The sequence below is a fragment of the Sulfitobacter sp. M368 genome (assembly GCF_025141875.1).
Classification (GTDB): domain Bacteria; phylum Pseudomonadota; class Alphaproteobacteria; order Rhodobacterales; family Rhodobacteraceae; genus Sulfitobacter; species Sulfitobacter mediterraneus_A.
Map to the genome: position 1 here is coordinate 344650 of NZ_CP081113.1, position 20865 is coordinate 365514.

At 56.7% G+C, this 20865-nt stretch carries 21 protein-coding genes; 12 read left to right on the forward strand and 9 right to left on the reverse strand.

Annotation, left to right across the window (positions count from 1 at the left end; all coding sequences use genetic code 11):
* Positions 1-9 precede the first annotated feature (9 nt).
* The 9 genes from K3754_RS01665 (at position 10) to K3754_RS01705 (ending at position 8721) form a co-directional block, all read left to right on the forward strand.
* Positions 10-933, forward strand: coding sequence for a LysR family transcriptional regulator (locus K3754_RS01665; protein WP_203209342.1), 924 nt, complete (start codon positions 10-12; stop codon positions 931-933).
* Between the two features lie 151 nt (positions 934-1084).
* A complete protein-coding gene (locus K3754_RS01670; protein ID WP_203209341.1) occupies positions 1085-2818 on the forward strand; it encodes an ABC transporter substrate-binding protein in 1734 nt (577 codons plus the stop codon).
* Between the two features lie 106 nt (positions 2819-2924).
* Positions 2925-3986, forward strand: a complete 1062-nt coding sequence (locus tag K3754_RS01675; protein WP_259940321.1) for an ABC transporter ATP-binding protein — start codon at positions 2925-2927, stop codon at positions 3984-3986.
* Entirely contained in the window at positions 3986-5059 is a 1074-nt protein-coding gene (locus tag K3754_RS01680) for an ABC transporter ATP-binding protein (protein WP_259940323.1), read from the forward strand. Before K3754_RS01675 ends, K3754_RS01680 begins: the two co-directional genes overlap by 1 nt.
* Complete coding sequence (locus K3754_RS01685; RefSeq protein WP_259940325.1) at positions 5056-5919, forward strand: carbohydrate ABC transporter permease; 864 nt, start codon at positions 5056-5058, stop codon at positions 5917-5919. Before K3754_RS01680 ends, K3754_RS01685 begins: the two co-directional genes overlap by 4 nt.
* The gene (locus K3754_RS01690) at positions 5916-6713 is read left to right on the forward strand and encodes a carbohydrate ABC transporter permease (RefSeq protein WP_025047189.1); all 798 of its coding nucleotides are present in this window, start codon (positions 5916-5918) and stop codon (positions 6711-6713) included. The genes K3754_RS01685 and K3754_RS01690 overlap by 4 nt, the downstream gene beginning before the upstream one ends.
* Positions 6713-7114, forward strand: a complete 402-nt coding sequence (locus tag K3754_RS01695) for a DUF2160 domain-containing protein (RefSeq protein WP_259940329.1) — start codon at positions 6713-6715, stop codon at positions 7112-7114. The genes K3754_RS01690 and K3754_RS01695 overlap by 1 nt, the downstream gene beginning before the upstream one ends.
* Before the next feature lie 79 nt (positions 7115-7193).
* Positions 7194-7589, forward strand: a complete 396-nt coding sequence (locus K3754_RS01700) for a BlaI/MecI/CopY family transcriptional regulator (RefSeq protein ID WP_025047187.1) — start codon at positions 7194-7196, stop codon at positions 7587-7589.
* A complete protein-coding gene (locus K3754_RS01705) occupies positions 7576-8721 on the forward strand; it encodes a M56 family metallopeptidase (RefSeq protein ID WP_259940331.1) in 1146 nt (381 codons plus the stop codon). The genes K3754_RS01700 and K3754_RS01705 overlap by 14 nt, the downstream gene beginning before the upstream one ends.
* 15 nt (positions 8722-8736) lie before the next feature.
* Here K3754_RS01705 and glpK read toward each other — a convergent pair whose 3' ends face one another.
* From glpK to leuC, 8 genes are all read right to left on the reverse strand, one after another.
* Entirely contained in the window at positions 8737-10224 is a 1488-nt protein-coding gene (gene glpK / locus K3754_RS01710; RefSeq protein WP_259940333.1) for a glycerol kinase GlpK, read from the reverse strand.
* Positions 10225-10275: 51 nt separating this feature from the next.
* Positions 10276-11895 (reverse strand): glycerol-3-phosphate dehydrogenase, encoded by a 1620-nt coding sequence (gene glpD / locus K3754_RS01715; protein ID WP_259940335.1) that lies wholly within the window; start codon positions 11893-11895, stop codon positions 10276-10278.
* 71 nt (positions 11896-11966) lie between these two features.
* Entirely contained in the window at positions 11967-12347 is a 381-nt protein-coding gene (locus tag K3754_RS01720; protein WP_259940337.1) for a VOC family protein, read from the reverse strand.
* 118 nt (positions 12348-12465) lie between these two features.
* Positions 12466-13572: a 3-isopropylmalate dehydrogenase gene (gene leuB / locus K3754_RS01725; protein ID WP_259940339.1), complete on the reverse strand. Its 1107-nt coding sequence runs from the start codon at positions 13570-13572 to the stop codon at positions 12466-12468.
* A 66-nt stretch (positions 13573-13638) separates the two neighbouring features.
* Complete coding sequence (locus tag K3754_RS01730) at positions 13639-14595, reverse strand: endonuclease/exonuclease/phosphatase family protein (protein WP_259940341.1); 957 nt, start codon at positions 14593-14595, stop codon at positions 13639-13641.
* A 29-nt stretch (positions 14596-14624) separates the two neighbouring features.
* A complete protein-coding gene (locus tag K3754_RS01735; RefSeq protein WP_203209330.1) occupies positions 14625-15455 on the reverse strand; it encodes a hypothetical protein in 831 nt (276 codons plus the stop codon).
* A 313-nt stretch (positions 15456-15768) separates the two neighbouring features.
* On the reverse strand, positions 15769-16374 hold the full coding sequence (gene leuD / locus K3754_RS01740) for a 3-isopropylmalate dehydratase small subunit (protein ID WP_203209329.1): 606 nt from the start codon (positions 16372-16374) through the stop codon (positions 15769-15771).
* On the reverse strand, positions 16374-17780 hold the full coding sequence (gene leuC / locus K3754_RS01745) for a 3-isopropylmalate dehydratase large subunit (RefSeq protein ID WP_203209328.1): 1407 nt from the start codon (positions 17778-17780) through the stop codon (positions 16374-16376). The genes leuD and leuC overlap by 1 nt, the downstream gene beginning before the upstream one ends.
* A 273-nt stretch (positions 17781-18053) precedes the next feature.
* On the opposite strand from leuC, the gene K3754_RS01750 reads away from it, so the two are divergent.
* The 3 genes from K3754_RS01750 (at position 18054) to rlmH (ending at position 20487) form a co-directional block, all read left to right on the forward strand.
* Complete coding sequence (locus K3754_RS01750; RefSeq protein ID WP_259940345.1) at positions 18054-19415, forward strand: mechanosensitive ion channel family protein; 1362 nt, start codon at positions 18054-18056, stop codon at positions 19413-19415.
* A gap of 213 nt (positions 19416-19628) precedes the next feature.
* The gene (rsfS, locus tag K3754_RS01755) at positions 19629-19994 is read left to right on the forward strand and encodes a ribosome silencing factor (RefSeq protein WP_259940347.1); all 366 of its coding nucleotides are present in this window, start codon (positions 19629-19631) and stop codon (positions 19992-19994) included.
* 22 nt (positions 19995-20016) lie between these two features.
* A complete protein-coding gene (gene rlmH / locus K3754_RS01760; RefSeq protein WP_259940349.1) occupies positions 20017-20487 on the forward strand; it encodes a 23S rRNA (pseudouridine(1915)-N(3))-methyltransferase RlmH in 471 nt (156 codons plus the stop codon).
* A 4-nt stretch (positions 20488-20491) separates the two neighbouring features.
* Here rlmH and K3754_RS01765 read toward each other — a convergent pair whose 3' ends face one another.
* Positions 20492-20845, reverse strand: a complete 354-nt coding sequence (locus K3754_RS01765; protein ID WP_203209324.1) for a hypothetical protein — start codon at positions 20843-20845, stop codon at positions 20492-20494.
* Between the last annotated feature and the right edge of the window lie 20 nt (positions 20846-20865).

Genomic DNA, 20865 nt, shown 5'->3' on the forward strand with positions numbered 1-20865 from the left:
ACACCCGCAATGTCAGAATACCAAAGGCGTTATCTGCCGTCCCATGCTGTTTTGCGCAGTTTCGAATCCGCCGCCCGGCACCAAAGCTTTACGCTGGCAGCCGGAGAGCTGCATCTGACGCAAAGCGCGATCAGCCGTCAGGTGAAGGAATTGGAGAACACGGTTGGCACTGCCCTGTTCCGCCGTGTCGGGCGGGGGGTGGTTCTGACCGCCGCCGGGCAAAATCTGGCGGATGGGCTGGCCGTTGATCTGGAGAATATGCACCGCACCATCATGCGGGCGGTGTCTGCGGGCAAGATGGGGGCCGCCATTCGTGTTGCCACGCTGCCCGCCTTTGCCAGCCGGTTTATGATTCCGCGCCTGCCTGCATTTTTTGAGCGTTATCCGAATATCGAGGTAAGCCTCTCCACCCGGTTGGAACCTTTTGACATGTCCGAGGGGCGCTTTGACCTGGCTGTGCATTTCGGCAAGGCCGACTGGCCGGGCGCCGATCTACGCTACCTGTGCAGCGAGACATTGATTCCGGTCGCTTCGCCTGCGTTTATCGACAAGCATGGGGTGAAGGGTTCGCAAGACCTAGGCGCGGTGCCGCTGTTGCACCTCGCGACCCGTCCGTTTGCCTGGCAGGAGTATCTGGAGGATTTGGAGATTGATCGGCCGATGGCGATGTCGGGGAAGTATTTTGATCAATTTCTGATGATCATCGCGGCGGCGACGGCGTCTTTGGGGGTGGGGTTGATCCCGGACTATTTAATTGAACAGGAGCTGCAAAGCGGCCAGTTGGTGCCATTGCATGCGGGCGGGATGACCACCAGCAACAGCTATTATTTGGTGACGCCGCAAAACCAGAACAATGCCCATGTGACCAGGTTGTGTGATTGGTTGGCGGAATGTGTTTCTGACCGGGAAGAGCAGGGTAGGGCGAAGCAGTGACCCTACGTCAATAATGCCTCGTCTCGGTAACTATTTGTAAGTAATGGTAAATTAACTACTAACAATTTAGTTTGACAGATTTGCATTTCTGGCATTAGCGTAGTGTTAGGTCGGCATGGTCCGGCTCACAAACACTTTGGGAGGAGACAAGATGCGCAAGTATCTGCTCTCCGCGACTGCGGCATTGGCCGTCATCGCGGGGTCTGGGACTGCTTTTGCCGATACGGCAGCGGCTCAGAAATGGATTGATCAAGAGTTCCAGCCGTCCACGCTTAGCAAAGACGAACAAATGTCCGAGATGGAGTGGTTCATCAGTGCGGCGGAACCGTTTAAGGGTATGGAGATCAACGTGCTGTCGGAAGGTATCCCGACGCATGGTTATGAATCCGAAGTACTGACCAAGGCCTTTGAGGACATCACAGGGATCAAGGTAAACCACCAGATCCTTGGTGAAGGCGAAGTGGTGCAGGCTGTTCAGACGCAGATGCAAACCCAGCGGAACCTCTATGACGGCTATGTCAACGATTCCGACCTGATTGGCACCCACTCGCGGTTGCAGCTGGCCTATAACCTGACCGAACAGATGAATGGCGAATGGGCGGCGACGACATCGCCAACGCTTGATCTGGATGACTTTATGGGCATTCAGTTCACCACAGGTCCGGACGGTAACTTGTACCAGTTGCCCGACCAGCAGTTTGCGAACCTCTATTGGTTCCGCAAGGACTGGTTCGATGACGAAGCCAACAAAGCTGCGTTCAAGGCCAAGTATGGTTATGAATTGGGTGTTCCGGTCAACTGGTCTGCCTATGAGGATATTGCTGATTTCTTTTCCAATGACGTGAAAGAAATTGATGGTGTCGCGATCTATGGTCACATGGATTATGGCAAACGCGCGCCCGATCTGGGCTGGCGGATGACCGATGCCTGGCTGTCGATGGCAGGCACCGGCTCCAAGGGTGAACCAAACGGCGTGCCAATCGACGAATGGGGCATCCGGATGGAGGCCGGTTCGTGTAACCCTGCGGGTGCCTCTGTTACTCGGGGCGGCGCGGCCAACGGTCCGGCGGCGGTCTATGCGATCCGCAAATGGGACGAATGGCTGCGGGCTTATGCGCCTCCGGGTGCGGCGTCTTATGACTTCTACCAATCCTTGCCAGCGCTGGCGCAAGGCAATGTGGCCCAGCAGATCTTCTGGTACACGGCCTTTACCGCCGACATGGTGAAGCCAAAGTCGGAAGGCAACAACACCGTTGACGATGCGGGCAATCCACTGTGGCGCATGGCGCCATCGCCGCACGGCCCATATTGGGAAGAAGGTCAGAAGGTTGGCTATCAGGATGTCGGGTCTTGGACCTTCCTTAAGTCCACACCATCTGATCGGGCGCAGGCGGCCTGGCTTTATGCTCAGTTCGTGACGTCCAAAACCGTGGATGTGAAAAAATCCCACGTTGGTCTGACGTTCATGCGCGATTCCACGGTGAACCATGAATCCTTTACCGAACGCGCACCGAAACTGGGCGGTCTGGTCGAATTCTACCGTTCGCCCGATCGTGTGGCATGGTCGCCAACCGGTATCAACGTGCCTGATTATCCCAAGCTGGCGCAGATCTGGTGGCAGCAGATTGGTGATGTGAACTCTGGTGCGTTTACACCGCAACAGGCGATGGATCGTCTGGCCGAAGAGATGGACATCACCATGGCCCGGATGCAGCAGGCAGATGAGGCGGCTGGTGTTTACGGCGGTTGTGGCCCGCGTCTGAACGAGGAAAAAGATCCCTCTGAATGGCTGGGCAAAGGCGGGGCGAAAGCTAAGCTGGACAATGAAAAGCCGCAGGGCGAGACCGTCAACTACGACGATCTGGTAGCCCGCTGGAACCAATAAACCATGTGTTGGCCCCCATGTGGGGCCAGCGTTGGCCGAAGTTCCCTCTCTGGGCTTCGGCCTTTTCTGACGCCGCGCTTTCAGGCGCAATTCCGGGCTGAACGACATGACAATCCAACTGCGCGCCGCGACCAAGGTCGTCAGGGGCATCACCCACATCAAACCCACCACGCTGTCACTGGAGGCGGGGCATTTCAACGTTCTGCTGGGGCAGACCGGATCGGGCAAGACATCCTTGATCAAATTGATGGCGGGACTTGATCCGTTGGGTGCAGGCGAGATTCATATGGACGGAGAAGATGTGTCAAAGCTGTCCACTCAAAAGCGTAACATCAGCCTCGTACATCAATTCTTTGTAAACTATCCGCATATGACAGTTTTTGAGAACATTGCCTCCCCCTTGCGGGTTGCAGGCATGGCCAAATCCGAGATCGCCGGGCGCGTAGAAGAAGCCGCAGATATCTTGCAACTGCGTCCGATGCTCAACCGGCGTCCGCAAGAGCTGTCGGGCGGGCAACAGCAACGCTGCGCCTTGGCCCGCGCCATTGCCAAGGAGAGCCGCGCGGTGTTTCTGGATGAGCCTTTGGCCAACCTTGATTACAAACTGCGCGAGGAACTGCGCGAACAGCTGCCTGAACTCTTTGCAGGCCGCGGCGCGGTTGTGGTCTACGCCACGTCCGAGCCGGAAGAGGCGCTGTTGCTTGGTGGCAAGACCGCGCTTTTGGACGATGGTGTTGTCACCCAATTCGGCACCACGGCAGAGATCTATCGTAGGCCGGAAAACCTGACAGCAGCGCGTGTGTTTTCCGACCCGCCGATCAACTCGGCCGAAATCGTAAAAACGGGAACCACTGCCAAGATGCAAAACGGGATCAGCTGGACCATGGGGGGATCGGCGGCAGAATTGCCTGATGGGCCATATGTCGTCGCCGTGCGCCCGCATCACGTTACGCCAGTTGCCTCGGGCAGCACCGTGGCGATGGACGGCACGGTTTTGGTCACGGAATTGTCCGGCTCAGAATCCAGCGCCCATTTTGAGGTAGGTCAGGAAGCATGGGTGTCTTTGGCTCATGGGGTGCATCCCTACAACGTGGGCGAAAGCCACCGGTTCTACATGGACACCACACAGGCATTCTATTTTGCTCCGGACGGGAGGCTCGTTGCCTGATGGCGAAAATCACCCTTTCCAACCTGCGCCATTCCTACCTGCCGAATCCAAAAGGGCCTGAGGACTTTGCGCTTAAAGAGATCGACCTCGATTGGCAGAACGGCGGTGCCTATGCGCTGTTGGGGCCTTCGGGGTGTGGCAAGTCCACATTGTTGAATATCATCTCCGGTTTGCTGGTCCCATCCGAAGGGCGGATCTTGTTTGATGGCAAGGATGTCACCGACCTGCCACCCGATCAGCGTAACATTGCGCAGGTGTTTCAGTTTCCGGTGATCTACGACACGATGACCGTGCGCGAAAATCTGGCGTTTCCACTGCGCAATCGCGGGGTGGCACAGGCCAAGATAACCGAGCGGGTGGCGGAGATTGCCGCGATGCTTGAAGTCGAAGAGATGCTCGATACCCGCGCCTCGCATCTGTCACCGGACAACAAACAAAAGATCTCCATGGGGCGCGGATTGGTGCGCGACGATGTGAACGTGGTGATGTTTGACGAGCCGTTGACGGTGATTGATCCGCATCTGAAATGGAAATTGCGCTCCAAGCTCAAGGAACTGCATCAACGGGTCCGTGCGACGATGATTTATGTAACCCATGATCAGACCGAGGCGTTGACCTTTGCCGATCAGGTGGTGGTGATGCAGGATGGTGAGATCGTACAAATCGGCACACCTGTCGAACTCTTTGAGCGCCCGCAGCATACCTTTGTCGGCCATTTTATCGGTTCGCCGGGCATGAATGTGCTGCCCGCCGATGAGGAGCAAGGCGGCGTCACGGTTGAGGGTCACCCGATCACGCTGGAAGGCGAAGTCACGGGCCGTGGCGGCGTGGCGCAGGTTGGCATCCGGCCCGAATTTGTCTCGCTTGCCAAGACGGGCCTGCCGGGCCATGTGCGCAAAGTGTCAGACATTGGCCGGCATTCCGTGCTGGAGGCGATGGTGGGCGACACCTCGATCAAGGCCGTGATCGACGGTCCGGTGCCCGCACAGGGCGAGGCCGTGCATCTGGCCTTTCGCGCCGATCAAACCCGGCTTTATCGCGACGGCTGGATCGCAACGGAGGTGGGCTCATGAAAACCGAAAATCAAAAAGCGTGGTTCTTTGTGCTGCCGGTCCTATTGCTGGTGGCGTTCAATGCGCTGGTGCCGATCATGACAGTGGTCAATTATTCGGTGCAGGAAACCTTTGGGAATAACGTGTTCTTTTGGCAGGGGCTGGACTGGTTTGAACAGATCTTGCGGTCTGACCGGTTTCAGGCGGCCTTGGGGCGGCAATTTCTATTTACCTTCCTGATCCTGATCATCGAGGTGCCGCTGGGCATTATCATTGCCCTTTCGATGCCACGCAGTGGTTTCTGGGTGCCGGTTTGCCTTGTCACAATGGCGCTGCCGATGCTGATCCCCTGGAACGTTGTGGGCGCGATGTGGAATATTTTTACGCTGCCGGACATCGGGCTGCTGGGTTATCTGATGAACCATACGCTGGGCATTCCATATGACATGACGCAGAACCCGTTTGCGGCTTGGGTCACGATCATCACGATGGACGTCTGGCATTGGACTTCGCTTGTGGTGCTACTGTCTTATGCAGGGCTCGTTTCGATCCCGGATGCCTATTATCAGGCGGCCAAGATTGACGGTGCTAGCGCGTGGAAAGTCTTTCGTTTCATTCAGCTGCCCAAGCTGAAGACTGTACTGACCATCGCCATTCTATTGCGGTTTATGGACAGCTTTAACATCTACACGGAACCCTTTGTTCTGACCGGAGGCGGGCCCGGCAATTCGACGACCTTGCTTTCCATTGATCTGGTGAAGATCGCATTGGGCCAGTTTGACCTTGGGCCAGCGGCGGCGATGTCGCTGATCTATTTCGCCATCACGCTGCTGGTGAGCTGGTTGTTCTACACCCTCATGACAAAGGATGACGCGCAATGAGAAAACGCTCCCTCATTCCGATCCTATATATCCTGTTTCTGATGCTGCCGATCTATTGGCTCATCGCGATGAGCTTTAAGACAACCGGTGAGATCCTTTCGGGGTTCAGCCTGTTTCCCCAGACCTTTACGCTTGAGAATTACAAGGTGATCTTTACTGATCCGACGTGGTACTGGGGCTATATCAACTCGATCATCTATGTGTCGCTGAACACGGTCATATCCGTTGCGGTGGCCCTGCCTGCCGCCTATGCGTTTTCCCGGTATCGATTCCTTGGGGACAAGCAGTTGTTCTTCTGGCTGCTGACCAACCGGATGGCCCCCGCCGCAGTTTTTGCGCTGCCGTTCTTTCAATTGTATTCTTCGGTCGGGCTGTTTGACACACATCTTGCTGTGGCCTTGGCGCATTGCCTGTTCAATATCCCGCTGGCGGTTTGGATTCTCGAGGGGTTCATGGGCGGCGTGCCAAAGGAACTGGACGAAACCGCCTATGTGGATGGCTATTCCTTCCCGCGCTTCTTTGTGAAGATCTTTCTGCCGACGATCAAAGCGGGTGTGGGGGTCGCCGCGTTCTTCTGCTTTATGTTCTCTTGGGTTGAACTGTTGTTGGCCAAGACCCTGACGGCGGTCGCAGCCAAGCCGATTGCCGCCACCATGACCAAGACTGCCTCATCTGCGGGGTATGAACTTGGCCTGCTTGCGGCGGCGGGGACGCTCACCATCATTCCCGGTGCCATCGTGATCTATTTTGTCCGCAATTACATCGCCAAGGGCTTTGCCCTAGGGAGGGTTTGATGACGCGCTTTTCTCTCGCAATCGCCGCGGTGCTTTTGGCGGTTCCCGCCGGAGCGCAGGGTTGGGGCAATGTCGCCAAAAAGGAAGAGGAAAAGGGTTTCTCCTGGACAGATCCCCTGTGGCCTGAGTTCTGGATGGCTTGGACGCCCGCCACATTTCTGCTGTTCTGCGGGATCTTTTCCGCAATGGCGATTATCACCGTGCTGGAAATCCGCCGTCCGGGCGGGGATGAACGGCGCGGGGTTCTTGGCCTGACCACAACGCGCGGGGATCGCTTGTTTATCTCGCTGTTGGGAACAGCCTATATTTTTCTCGCATGGCTTGGCATCGTCGGGCAGCCGCTGTGGTGGCCGCTGGCAATTTCCGTGGGGTGGGCGGTGTTCTGTTTCCGCAAGGTTTAGAAATCGCTTTGGTTTACGAAAAACTTAGTATTTACTCCGCGAGAGTAACGAGTGAGCAATGCCCACGGACTGGATGGCAATGAGAGAAAAGAAAAAACGCGAGTTGTTAACAGAGGTTGAACTGGAGTTCATGAATGAACTTTGGGCCTTGGGGGAGGGGACGGTGCGTGATGTGCTGGACCAGCTGCCTAAGGAGCGCAATCTGGCCTATACATCCGCTGCCACCATCCTGCGCATTCTGGAACAAAAGGAATTCGTCACCAGCCGGAAAGAAGGCAAAAGCCATGTCTATATTCCCGCGCTTGGCAAAGACGCCTACCAGAGCCGCTCACTCAAAGATCTGTCGATGAAGCTGTTCGATGGCACGCCTGCCTCTCTCGTGGCGCGTTTGGTCAACGATGATGCTCTCACAGACGAAGCATTGGGGCAAATCCGGGCACTTGTGGATCGGAGGTTGAAAAATGATACCGGGTGATGCAGTTCTCGACGCTTTCATCAACGCCAATATTCTGTTTTGCGTGGCCTATGGGCTTTGGCACCTGACGCGCATCGGGTTGAATTATCTGGGCCTTCGACATGCCTACGGAACCCAACTTCAACTTCTAAACGGGGCCTTTCTGGCGATCGTTTTTGCACCTTTCCTTGTCCTGCTGTTCAATGGTTTGCAAAACAATGGCATTGCCTCAGGCGTAAACCTGAATTTGTCCGATATGGTGGTGTCTCATTACCTGAATGGCGGGTTCGAGATGAAGGCGACCCGCTTTGAAAGCCTGATCCAGATCCGCGAGACCCTGTCATCCAACATTCTCAGCGGTGTAGGATTTTTCGCGCAGGCGATGATCGTTGCGTTTCTTGCGGGGCTGATACTTGGCGCGGTGCGACTGGTATATTCGATGTTTTGTCTGCACAAGATTGTCAGCCGAAGCTTTATCTGGCGGCGGTTTGGCCGGGTGCGTCTGTTGCTGTCTGACCGGACGCTGGTGCCGTTCTCCACACGTGGCATTCGCAATTATTATGTGGTGATCCCGACACATATGTTGAGCCAAGGAAGCGAGCTCAAAGTATCTTTGGCGCATGAATTCCAACACATGCGTCAGGGCGATCTTGAGTGGGAAATCCTGCTTGAGGCGCTCAAGCCGCTGTTCTTTCTTAATCCGGCCTACCACGCTTGGAAGCGGCAGGTCGAACATCTGCGCGAGTTGAGCTGCGACAGTGCGGTTCTGACACGTGGCAGTATCTGCGTGAAGACTTATTGCGATACTTTGTTGTCGGTTTGTCAAAAGACGTTGCGCAAGGACCGGACCTTTGTGATTGCTGTGCCCAAGGTCGCCTTGGTGACTGCGGATCGCGCGACCCTGCGCGAAGGCAAAACCAGCTTTCTTGAGCACCGCATCAGATCGCTGTTGGATGCGCGGCGCGTGACGCATCCGCGTTTGATCCTCGCTGCGGTCATCCTGCCGTTGTTTGCGGTGACGACCCTGACGGCAATCTCAATTCAACGCCCAGGCGATTGGAGCCATGACCGTTTGATGTTGTCCACCGTTGTCAATCTTGAACGGCTGGACGAAATCAACCGCCTGTCGACGTTTGGCCGCGTCCGCAACTAAGCCTGCGCGCCCGATCTAGACCGACAGGGTTGCGGTAACTGCGCGTTGCCAACCCGCATATTTTTCCGCACGGGTCTTATCATCCATGGCAGGCGCAAAACTACGTTCCTTGACCCAGCTTTTTGCAAACTCGTCCATTCCGGGATAAATCCCAGCCCGCTGCCCGGCCAGCCACGCAGCGCCCATTGCCGTGGTCTCCAGAACATGCGGACGGTCCACTGGTGCGTCGAGGATGTCGGACAGAAATTGCATCGCCCAGTCGCTCGCGCTCATCCCGCCATCCACACGCAGTGTGGGCGCGGCCCCTTCGTCCTGCCAATCGGCATGCATGGCCTCCATCAGATCGCGGGTCTGATATCCGACGCTTTCCAATGCGGCGCGGGCAAATTCGGCTGGTCCCGATCCGCGGGTCAGCCCAAAAACCGCACCGCGACATTCTGCATTCCAGTAGGGCGCGCCGAGGCCGGTAAAGGCCGGAACGATGATCACGTTTTGCTGGTTATCCGCGGTTTCTGCCAAGGGTTGCGTTTCTGCGGCACCTTTGATGATCTGCAAGCCGTCGCGCAGCCATTGCACAACCGCCCCTGCCACAAAGATCGACCCTTCGAGCGCATATGTCGTCTTACCATCCAGTTGATAGGCGATAGTGGTCAACAAGCGATTGTTGGAGGTCACCGCATTTTCCCCGGTGTTGAGCAGCGCAAAACATCCGGTGCCATAGGTGGATTTCAACATGCCCGGTTCAAAACAGGCCTGCCCGATGGTGGCGGCCTGTTGGTCGCCCGCAACGCCCAGAATAGGCAAGGCCGCACCCAGATGCGCGGCATCCGTCATGCCAAAATCGGCGGCGCAGTCCTTCACCTCGGGCAGCATCTCCATCGGGATGTCGAACAAATCGCAGATGCTTTTGCTCCACCGGCCATTGTGAATGTCATAAAGCAGGGTGCGGGCGGCATTGGTGGCATCGGTGACATGGGACGCGCCATTGGTCAGATTCCAGATCAGGAAACTATCGACCGTTCCAAACAACAGTTTCCCAGCGCGGGCACGATCCCGTGCGCCTTCAACCTCATCCAATATCCACTTGAGCTTGGTGCCTGAAAAATAGGGATCTGCCAAGAGGCCGGTTTTGGCGGTGATCATCTCGTCATGGCCTGCGGCGCGCAATTCGGCGCAGTATTTGGCGGTGCGGCGGTCTTGCCAAACAATGGCGTTGTAGACCGGCTCGCCCGTTTCACGATCCCAAACCACGGTGGTCTCGCGTTGGTTCGTAATGCCAATTGCGGTGATGTCTGATCCATCCAGTCCGGCCTGCGCTATGGCGTCGCGGCAGGTTTTCAAGGTGGTAGACCACAGGTCAGACGGATCATGCTCGACCCAGCCACTATGAGGGAAGTGCTGCGCGAACTCTTGCTGTGCCGTGGCTGCGACGGTCATCGCACTATCAAAAACCAAGGCGCGGGAGGACGTTGTGCCCTGATCAATGGCAAGAATATGTGTCATAACGGGCCTTCGGTGTTGTTCGCGGAATGGTTTCTTTCGGGGGCTTTGTTGTCAAGATCCGGGCTGGGTCTGCATCCATCGATCCAGAGTTGCCGCCTCGACCTTGGACAGCCGCAAACCCAGCTTGCTGCGCCGCCATAAGACATCATCGGCGGTCTTTGCATATTCGCGCTGCATCAGCCAACGCACTTCGGTTTCGGTCAGGTTGTATCCGAAGGTTTCGCCCAGATCGGTTGCAGCCCTGGCATCACCAAGGATTTGCCGGGCTTCGGTGCCGTAGGCACGGATCAGGCGTGTGGCCCAAGCGCGGTCAAGGAAGGGATAGTCGGACATCAATGTTCCGATCAGTTTTTGCACATCGCCAACCGGGAAATCACCCCCGGGAAGGGCGACGCCTGCGGTCCAATGATCTGCGGTGTCCTCAAAAAACGGCGCAATCTTCTCCATCGCGTCTTCGGCCAGCTTTCGATAGGTGGTGATCTTGCCGCCAAAGATATTCAGGATTGGCGCACCACCATTTGCGTCGATCTTGAGCGTGTAGTCGCGGGTCGCAGCAGCGGCAGAGCTGGCACCATCATCGTAGAGCGGCCGCACACCAGAGTAGGTCCAGACCACATCATCGGCGCTCAGCTCCTGCTGGAAATAGCCGTTGGCGAAATTGATCAGATAGTCCCGTTCCTCCGGCGTGCATTCGGGGCGCACCGAAGGATCAGGGTGATCCATATCGGTGGTGCCGATCAGGGTGAAATCGGTCTCATAGGGTATCGCAAAAATGATCCGGCCATCGCCACCTTGAAAGAAATAGCATTTGTCGTGGTCATAAAGCCGTTTGGTGACGATATGACTGCCGCGTACCAGACGCACGCCCTCGCGGGAATTGATACGCACTTTGCTTTGGATGATGTCGCCCACCCACGGACCGCCTGCGTTGATCAGCATCTTGGCCTGATGTACCTGCTGCGTGCCGGTTCCAGTGTCTTCGGTGGTGATCTCCCAAAGGTCACCTTTTCGGGCGGCGCTGATGACTTTTGTGCGCGTCAGGATTTTGGCACCGCGTGCCTCGGCATCGCGGGCGTTCAGAACAACGAGGCGTGCGTCTTCTACCCAGCAGTCCGAGTATTCAAAGGCTTTGCTGAACTGCGGTTGCAGTGGCACACCCTCGGGCGTGCCGTTCAGTGACAGGGTACGGGTTGCCGGCAATATCTTGCGACCGCCCAAATGGTCATAAAGGAACAGGCCAAACCGGATCAGCCACGCCGGACGGCGGCCCTTGGTCCAGGGCATGGCGAAATTCAGGATCTTGGAGGCGGGCGTGTCGGCCTCAAACCGCATGTCTTTGTGGTAAGGCAGAACAAACCGCATCGGCCATGAGATATGCGGCATCGCCTTGAGCAATGTCTCGCGCTCACCCAAAGCATGACGCACCAATGCAATCTCGAAATATTCAAGATACCGCAATCCACCGTGAAACAATTTGGTCGAAGCGGATGAGGTGGCCGAGGCCAAATCGTTCATTTCTGCCAGTGCCACAGACAAACCGCGCCCTGCCGCATCGCGGGCAATGCCGCAGCCATTGATGCCGCCGCCGATCACAAAAAGATCCAAAGGGGCGTCCGTTTTCTGCGCTTGGTTCAAAGGTGTTCTCTTATCCAGAAATGTTACCGCTGACATACCTTAAAAACAGGGCGCAAGCAATGATTTCGGGGGTGCAAACCAAAGTGCCGATACGTCACAAACAAGAGTTACTCGCGGTATTCTTCTTGTTGGGAAATCCACCAAACTGTGCCGTTGGCATCAGCCACACCGCCACGGTAATCGCCGTCGCCAGCGCGGGTCATTTCCTGAACGGCGTTGCCCCCTGTTGCCAGCGCCAGAGCAAAGGCCGCATCGGCATCGGGAACATAAACATGGATATGCGCTGTGGCTCCGCCGGACATCTCTCCGACCATGACAACGGTGTCGTCGATCCGGAACTCGGCGTGTTTGATCCCGCCGTCCTCTCGGTGATGCAGGCGCAGACGTTCTGCGTCAAAAACGGCTTGTGCGAAGTTAAGCGTCGCTTGAGCATCTGACACGATCAGATATGGGCTGACGCTTGTGTATCCTTCTGGTTTCCAGTGCATCGCGGCCTCCTTGCATTGAGGTGGATAGGGTAACACGGTACTCCCGCCTCCCCCAATGGCAGGCAAGAAAAAAGCAGCGCACAAGGCGCTGCTTTTCGTTTTCCCGTTTTGGGCGTTTTTAAAGGCTGGAGTCAAGCGCGGCCAGAATGGCGTCGCCCATGTCAGAGGTGCTGATCGGGGTGCCGCCCTCTTCGCCCATCAGGTCCGCAGTGCGGGCACCGTCTGCCAGCACCTTTTCAATCGCTTTTTCAAGACGCGCGGCCTCGTCGCCTTGATCAAAGGAGTAACGCAGTGCCATCGCAAAACTCAGGATGCAGGCGATGGGGTTTGCTTTGCCTTGACCGGTGATGTCAGGCGCCGATCCGTGGACCGGTTCATAAAGCGCTTTGGGGCGGCCGTCGGCATTGGGGGCGCCAAGAGAGGCGGATGGCAACATGCCAAGCGAGCCGGTCAGCATCGCGGCGCAATCGGATAGGATGTCACCAAACAGGTTGTCCGTCAGGATAACGTCAAACTGTTTGGGGGCGCGTACCAACTGCATCGCGCCATTGTCGGCGTACATATGGCTCAACTCGACATCGGGGTAATCCGCGTCATGCACCCGCTGCACCACCTCGCGCCACAAGATGCCGCTTTCCATCACGTTGGCTTTTTCCATGGAGCAGACTTTGTTGCCACGGCGGCGAGCCAGTTCAAAAGCAGAGCGGGCAACACGGTCAATTTCGCTTTCGGTATAACGCTGCGTGTTGATGCCGACCCGTTCGTTGCCCTCTTCGAAGATGCCGCGCGGCTCGCCGAAGTAAACGCCAGAGGTCAGTTCGCGCACGATCATGATGTCGAGGCCGGCAACGATGTCTTTCTTCAAAGACGAAAAATCGGCCAGGGCATCAAAACACTGCGCCGGGCGCAGGTTGGAATAAAGGTCCATCTCCTTGCGCAGACGCAGCAGGCCGCGCTCTGGTTTTACGCTGAAATCCAGATCGTCATATTTTGGGCCGCCAACCGCACCGAGCAGGACCGCATCCGCCTCAAGCGCGCGGGCCATCGTATCGTCATGCAGGGGCGTGCCGTGTTTGTCGTAAGCTGCGCCGCCGACCAGATCATGCTCCACATCGAAGGTCAAATCACGCTTGGCACCAAACCAGTCGATGACACGGGTGACTTGCGCCATGACTTCCGGTCCGATGCCGTCACCGGCGAGGATAAGCAGAGTTGGGTTGGCCATGGGGCGCTCCTTGCAAAAAACTGTCAGAAGCGGCCTAGCCCGTGGATGCCGGAGGGTCAAGATAACCTACTGTTTGAGGTCCATCCAAAGCAGATTATGGCGGCTGGCTGCGGCGATTTGAGGCACAACTTGAGCGTCCACAATATGCCAATCGGTTGAGGGCAGGATGTAGCTGACCCGCATTGGCCCGGTTTGTGGCCAATCGACCGTTGGCAGTTTTGGCATGGCATCAACCAGTGCGGGATGATCCAACAATGCCTTGATGGCCTCGTGCTCGCCTTCGTCCCTATTGGGATCAAGGTTCGCGTCACCTACCAAAACAAACCGGGCTGCTGGCGCCTGGCCAATTTTCCCATCCAGGAAATGCTGCCAGAACCGGATTTCATCCGCATTGCGTTTGCCATTACGGTCTTCGGGTCCATCGAAAACGGGCGGTGTGGCATGAAAGGTCAGGATTGAAACCCGGCCCATTTTGGGGTGCAGGATCGGCACCACCCAATGACCGCGTGACGACAGGCGTTGCACGGCCTGGGCCTCGGCACTTGGGAAAGGTTTGCCATCGATCTGAGGCAGGTCGGCCCCCGGCAGATCGCGCCACAACAGCGACGTGAAATCCTGCACCTCATCCCTTTCAATCACAAAACGGGACAGCACTGCTATGCTGCCCGCGCCAAAAAACCGCCCGTAGCCTTGCGCGTCATCTGGCCCGCCTCTGCGTCCGTCACCGTTCAGATCAAGCCCGGTTCGGAAGCCGGCATTGGGCGGCGCGGCGAAACGATGAGGATAGTGCAACCCACGTTTCTCAAGAGCATTGGCAAAGGCCATGAGGGCGCGGTTTTCGAGATCATAGTCGAACCCCTGCAAGGTGATCACATCGGCATTGGTCTGCGCCAGCAGATCCAGCACTGCAGTGATTTGTGCATCTGTTCCCTTGAGGATATCGCGTAGCAACAGGCCGGGGCCATTGCGGGACAGTTCTGTGTTGAAGGTCGCAACCCGAAGGGTGTCTGCCCAAGCAGGCAAAGTCCAAATCAGAGCCGCCGCGAGTGCTATCAGGCGATTTGCAAACCTGCTTCGGTTTCCGCGTCGGCATATGTGCGGCGGCGCTTGTCTTCGATCATGCCGGCAACCCTGTTCATGGCGATGCCTCGCATGACCATGCTGGCTGGCAAAAAGGCCCATGCGCTTACGGTCCAGATCAATGTTTGCGGGTTCTCAAATGGAATCGGATCAATCAGATATGATGCAAGCTTGACCATCGCAGGGATCAGGAATGGCAGCAAGAAGCCGAGTGCAATATTGATCCTCGCTTCCCGCTGTAGGCGAGAAATCACGTCACCGCCTGCCGTCGGATCAAACAGAGGCAGGTTCACCCAGACGTTAAATGCGCCGTGGCGGGTAGGCCAACCCAGAACGCGCACGATCACCACAAAAACGATCAACGCAATTGCTGCGACCAGATAGGCAAGGCCAGCGGCTGCGCGGATGGTTTCAACCAACTGAATGCTGGCCGTTTCCGGCAGCATCAAGACGGCAAGGCGGACCGGAGAATAGGGAAAATCGAGGGCATTGCCGATGATTGTACCCAATGAGAATAACGCGCCGCTGAGCAGGGTCACTTCGGAATGGCTCTTGATCACCTGGGTGATCATCAAGACGGTCACAAACATGGCGATAAATCGCAGACGGTTGAATGGGGGGGCATCGCGGAATTCGACAATGCTGGGAAAGCTGGAGTTGTATTCGACGAAGGTCAGGAAACCGGCAAGCAGGGCCATCAGCGCGGTGATTTGGGTCGAGTCTGCGGCAACACCGGGCAAGATCAATGCCGGTGTTGCAATCAGCAACGCCACCAAAAGGCCACGCGTTGCCGCGCCTGTCATTCGTCCAATCACTACTGCGCCTTTCCAAACTGGCCAGTCCCGATACGTTGCCGCGACCTATTCCAACTTGTTGCCCACTGTTTTTCAGGGGCGCCTCAATTCTGCCCGATTTGTGCCTTCTTTTGCCATAGTTCTCAAGCCGCTAGACGCATTGAAGCTAAGACTTGTGGCATTTTGACGGTGAAGGTGGTGCCTTCTTGCATCATTTTGATGACCATAAGAAGGCAGTTTCCAAGATGTTGTGGGTGCCACGAGGGCACCCACTAGGAACACTGAAAAATGTGTCTTTTTTGTTAATTCGTAAGAGCAGGTATCAAACCCAAGGGCGGCTTTGCGCTGCTTGCTCTTCAAATGTGTCGATGGACGCGGCCTTTTCCATGGTCAGGCCAATATCGTCCAAGCCATTCATAAGGCAGTGCTTTTTGAACGAGTCCACCTCGAATGAGAAGCATTCACCGTCAGATGTCGTGACGGTCTGCGCTTCGAGATCAACGGTCACACGGGCGTTTGCACCCTTCTCCGCGTCCTGCATCAAAACATCCACCTGATCCTTCGGCAGGACGATAGGCAGGATGCCATTTTTGAAGCAGTTGTTGAAAAAGATGTCGGCAAAGGATGTGGAGATCACACATTTGATGCCAAAGTCCTTGATCGCCCATGGGGCGTGTTCGCGCGACGATCCACAACCGAAGTTGTCGCCCGCGACAAGAATCTCTGTCTCGCGGTACTGCGGCTTGTTCAGCACAAAATCTTCGATTTCGTTGCCCTGACGGTCATAGCGCATTTCGTCAAACAGGTTCACGCCGAGGCCGGACCGTTTGATGGTTTTCAGGAAAACCTTGGGGATGATCATATCTGTATCGATATTGACCAGCGGCATTGGTGCAGCGATCCCTGTGAGTTTGTCGAACTTTTCCATTACATCATCTCCCGGACGTCGGTGAGTTTGCCGGTGATTGCGGCAGCGGCGGCCATGCCGGGGGAGACGAGGTGCGTGCGCCCCTTGTAACCCTGCCGGCCTTCGAAGTTACGGTTGGATGTGGATGCGCAGCGTTCTTCCTCGGCCAGTTGGTCGGGGTTCATTGCCAGACACATGGAACATCCCGCCAGACGCCATTCGAACCCTGCCTCCTTGAAAATGTCGGCAAGGCCTTCTTCTTCGGCCTGCGCCCGGACGAGGCCGGAGCCGGGAACAACCATTGCCCGCATTCCGTCTTTGATCTTCTTGCCTTTAAGGATCGCGGCCGCGGCCCGCAGATCTTCGATCCGGCCATTGGTGCATGATCCGATGAACACCGTGTCGATTTCGATGTCTGTCAGCTTCTGACCGGGCTTGAGGCCCATGTATTCAATGGACCGCCGCGCCGCTTCAACCTTGCCGCCTTCGAAATCTTCCGGGCTGGGCACTGTTGCGGTGATCGGCAGAACATCTTCGGGTGATGTGCCCCATGTGACCACGGGCTGAATGTCTTCACCGCGCAGTGTGATGACCTTATCGAAATGTGCACCCTCATCGGTATAAAGGGTTTTCCACCACGCCAGCGCCGCTTCCCATTGTGCGCCTTTGGGGGCGTGTGGGCGACCTTTGACGTATTCATAGGTGGTTTCATCCGGCGCGATCAAACCGGCGCGCGCGCCGCCTTCGATGGCCATGTTGCAGACGGTCATCCGCCCTTCCATGGACAGATCGCGGATCGCTTCGCCGCAATATTCGATCACATAGCCGGTGCCGCCTGCGGTGCCGGTTTCGCCAATCACGGCCAGCGTGATGTCCTTGGCGGTCACACCCGGCTTGAGCTTGCCGGTGATCTCGACCTTCATGTTTTTGGATTTCTTCTGGATCAGCGTCTGCGTGGCCAGAACATGCTCCACCTCGGAGGTGCCGATGCCGTGGGCCAATGCGCCAAAGGCGCCGTGGGTGGCGGTGTGGCTGTCGCCGCAGACCACGGTCATGCCGGGCAAGGTCCAGCCCTGTTCGGGGCCAACGATGTGAACGATGCCCTGACGCACGTCCGACACGGGGTAGTAGTGAATGCCAAAGTCCTTGGCGTTCTTGTCCAGCGCTTCAACCTGAATGCGGCTGTCTTCGGTCATGGTTTCCGCATTGGCGCGGTCCAGCGTTGTCGGAACGTTGTGATCGGGCACCGCGATGGTCTTGTCCGGTGCGCGGACTGTCCGGCCTGTCATGCGCAGCCCTTCAAAGGCCTGCGGGCTGGTCACTTCGTGCACCAGATGGCGGTCAATATAAAGAAGGCAGGTGCCGTCGTCCGCTTCATGCGCGACATGGGCATCCCAGATTTTATCGTAGATCGTCTTGGGGGACATGATGGTCCTCTCCCGTATTGTTTGGGTGATGGTATGTGGCTGGGGGTTGGTCGCTTATAGGAAAGCGAGCACGCTGTGCCGCGCTCCGAAAAAGCGTTCGCGCAGGCGTGCGCGGTCGTCCAGATCAAACACCTGTGTCATGTATCGCGGACTAGCCTGAAATGACCCATGGTTCAAGGGAATTGCCGTGTTGGCAAAGCGCCGCGACCGAATAAAGCAGGACTTGGGCAGCGGCGGCTTGCCGCTGGGCTTTGGCTGTGGTTGTCTTTGATTATGACGCCGGAAACCGATCCTGTTGATCCCTACGTGGATTTCCTGATGTCGCTGCAAACCCTGTTTGCGAGCGTAATGAGTTTCCTTGAGGGGGTTATCACCCCCGGATGGCGACAGAATCAGATCCTGATCCTGATTGCATTGGCATTGATTGCCTGGGGCTTGCACCGCCTGTCAGACACTGCATTGCAAAACTGGGTGCGCTCGCGTGAAGGCTGGTCGAAATGGCAGCTGCGTATTGTGGTGCAGGTGCGCCGGCGTTTGGGGTTGATGTGGTTCGCGCTCATGGCGGCGGGTGTTTATCTGGTCATGCAGAATGTGACCTGGCCGTCGCGATCCTATCTGATCGGGCTGGCAGCCACACTGGCGATTGTATGGGTCGGGATCGCCTTTGCTGTGCGATTGGTTCGCAACCGGTTCTTACGGCGTATGGTGACATGGGCGCTTTGGATTTATGCAACGCTGTATTTCCTCAATGTCGCGGACGAGGTTTCCGAATTTCTTGAGGGGGTCGCCCTAAAGATAGGGGAGTTCCGCCTGTCCTTGCTGGATATGATCACGGCTTTGGTGGTGATCGGGGTTTTGTTTACCTTTGCCAGATTGGTCAGCACCACCACTGCCGCCAGCATCCGCCGCAACGAAGATATCAGCCCCTCCATGCAGGTGCTGGCTGTCAAAGGGGTGCAGATATTCCTCTATGGTATCGCCTTCTTCATGGGTGTGCGGGCCGTTGGCATTGATCTGACCGGGCTTGCGGTGTTGTCGGGTGCGATTGGTGTGGGCCTCGGCTTTGGCCTGCAAAAGGTGGTGTCGAACCTTGTTTCGGGTGTGATCATCCTGATCGACAAATCCATCAAACCCGGTGATGTGATCAGCCTTGGGGAGACCTTCGGCTGGATCCAGACCCTTGGCGCGCGCTATGCCTCTGTGGTGACGCGGGACGGAAAGGAATACCTGATCCCGAATGAGGATCTGATCACCGGGCAAGTGGTTAACTGGTCGCACTCCAATGATTTTGTGCGCCTCGATATCTATTTTGGCACGGCCTATTCCGACGATCCCCATAAGGTGCGTAAACTGGCCATCGAAGCGGCCAAAGGCGTGGACAGAGTGCTCGGCTTCAAGGCGCCTGTGTGTCATATCGTTGGATTTGGTGACAGCAGTGTGGATTACATTCTGCGGTTCTGGATCAAAGACCCGACCGGGGGCCTGACAAATATTCGCGGCAACGTATATCTCGCGCTTTGGGATACCTTCAAAGAGAACGACATCTCAATTCCCTTCCCACAGCGCGAAGTGCGCATGTTGGAAGACAGCCAGCTTGCCGTTTCGAACAGACCCGTAGGCAAAGCGCTGGATTAGGTTCGGACGGCGCTGGCGACCTGAACAAGCAACATTGTCACAGCCTTTGGCCGGTTCCTGCTGCTGGGGTTGCTTGTCATTGAATTGTCACTTTGGCGTTGCTATCTTGGGCCCATCCCCAGCGCCGGGGGTCCGGCGGCGCGCAAAAAGGAGGACGATGTCCTGTCAATCCAAGCGAACGCAGCCACGGCTGCGGATACCGGGGCGGCTATAATGTCTGTTGCCGGTGAAATGACCACAAGCGATGCGCTTTTGGCGACAATCCTGAAATCCCTTGAAGACGACAAAGCCGAAGACATCGTGCAGATCAATCTGCGCGGCAAAACGGAGATCGGTGATTACATGGTTATTTGTACGGGCCGTTCGACCCGTCAGGTTTCCGCGATCTCCGAAAAGCTGGCTCAGCGCGTCAAGGATGAATTCGGGCGGACGCCCAAGGTGGAAGGCAAGGACATTGGCGACTGGGTCTTGATCGACACAGGCGACGTGATTGTGCATGTTTTCCGCCCTGAAGTGCGTGAATTCTATCAGTTGGAAAAGATGTGGGTTGGGGGCGACGCGCCCGCACCGCAAAGCTGACCTGACTGATTGAACGCCGCTGATGCGTGTTCATATCTGTGCTGTCGGGCGGTTGCGCGCCGGTCCCGAGAAAACCCTCATTGACGATTATCTGACCCGCTTTGACCGGACAGGCCGCAACCTTGGCCTTGGTCCGGCGCGGGTCGTTGAGGTTGAGGACAAAAAGGGCGGCGGTATGGCGGCAGAGGCCGCGCTGTTGCAAAAGGCGATCCCGCAAGGGGCGCTGATCTGTGTGTTGGATGAGCGCGGCAAGGTTGAAAAGTCACCGGATTTTGCCTACCGTTTGGCCAATTGGCGCGACATGGGGCGCGGTGATCTGGCCTTTGTGATCGGCGGCGCTGATGGAATTGATTCGGCTTTGCGCGGAACGGCAGATCATTCCCTGTCATTTGGTAAGATGGTTTGGCCGCATATGATGGTGCGGGTGATGCTCTCAGAACAATTGTACCGTGCGGCGTCGATTCTGTCCGGTGGACCATACCACCGGACCTAGGCTTTTAACGTAATTTGACTGTGACAGTGGTTGGGGACCATCCGCCAACCGAATCGCGGGCCTGCACGGCAACCTCGGTCACATCCCGCGGGATAGATACGCCCGACAGCGACCGGGTGAAGGGCTGTTCATCTACATGCGGATGCGCGAGATTGCGCAGACCCAAAACCTTGCCGTCCTTGTCCAATACACGCCAAGCGTCGGCATAGTCTTCCCAGCCGGTATCGCCATGGCGCAATGTCACGTCAAAGGTCCAAAGATCACCGACCAGTTTTGCGTTCACGTTCTTGATCACCGGCGCATCAGCGAAGGCGGGAAATGTCGAGGCCACGAGGGCAAGCAAACTGCGTTTTAACATGGTATCACCATTGTTTCGGA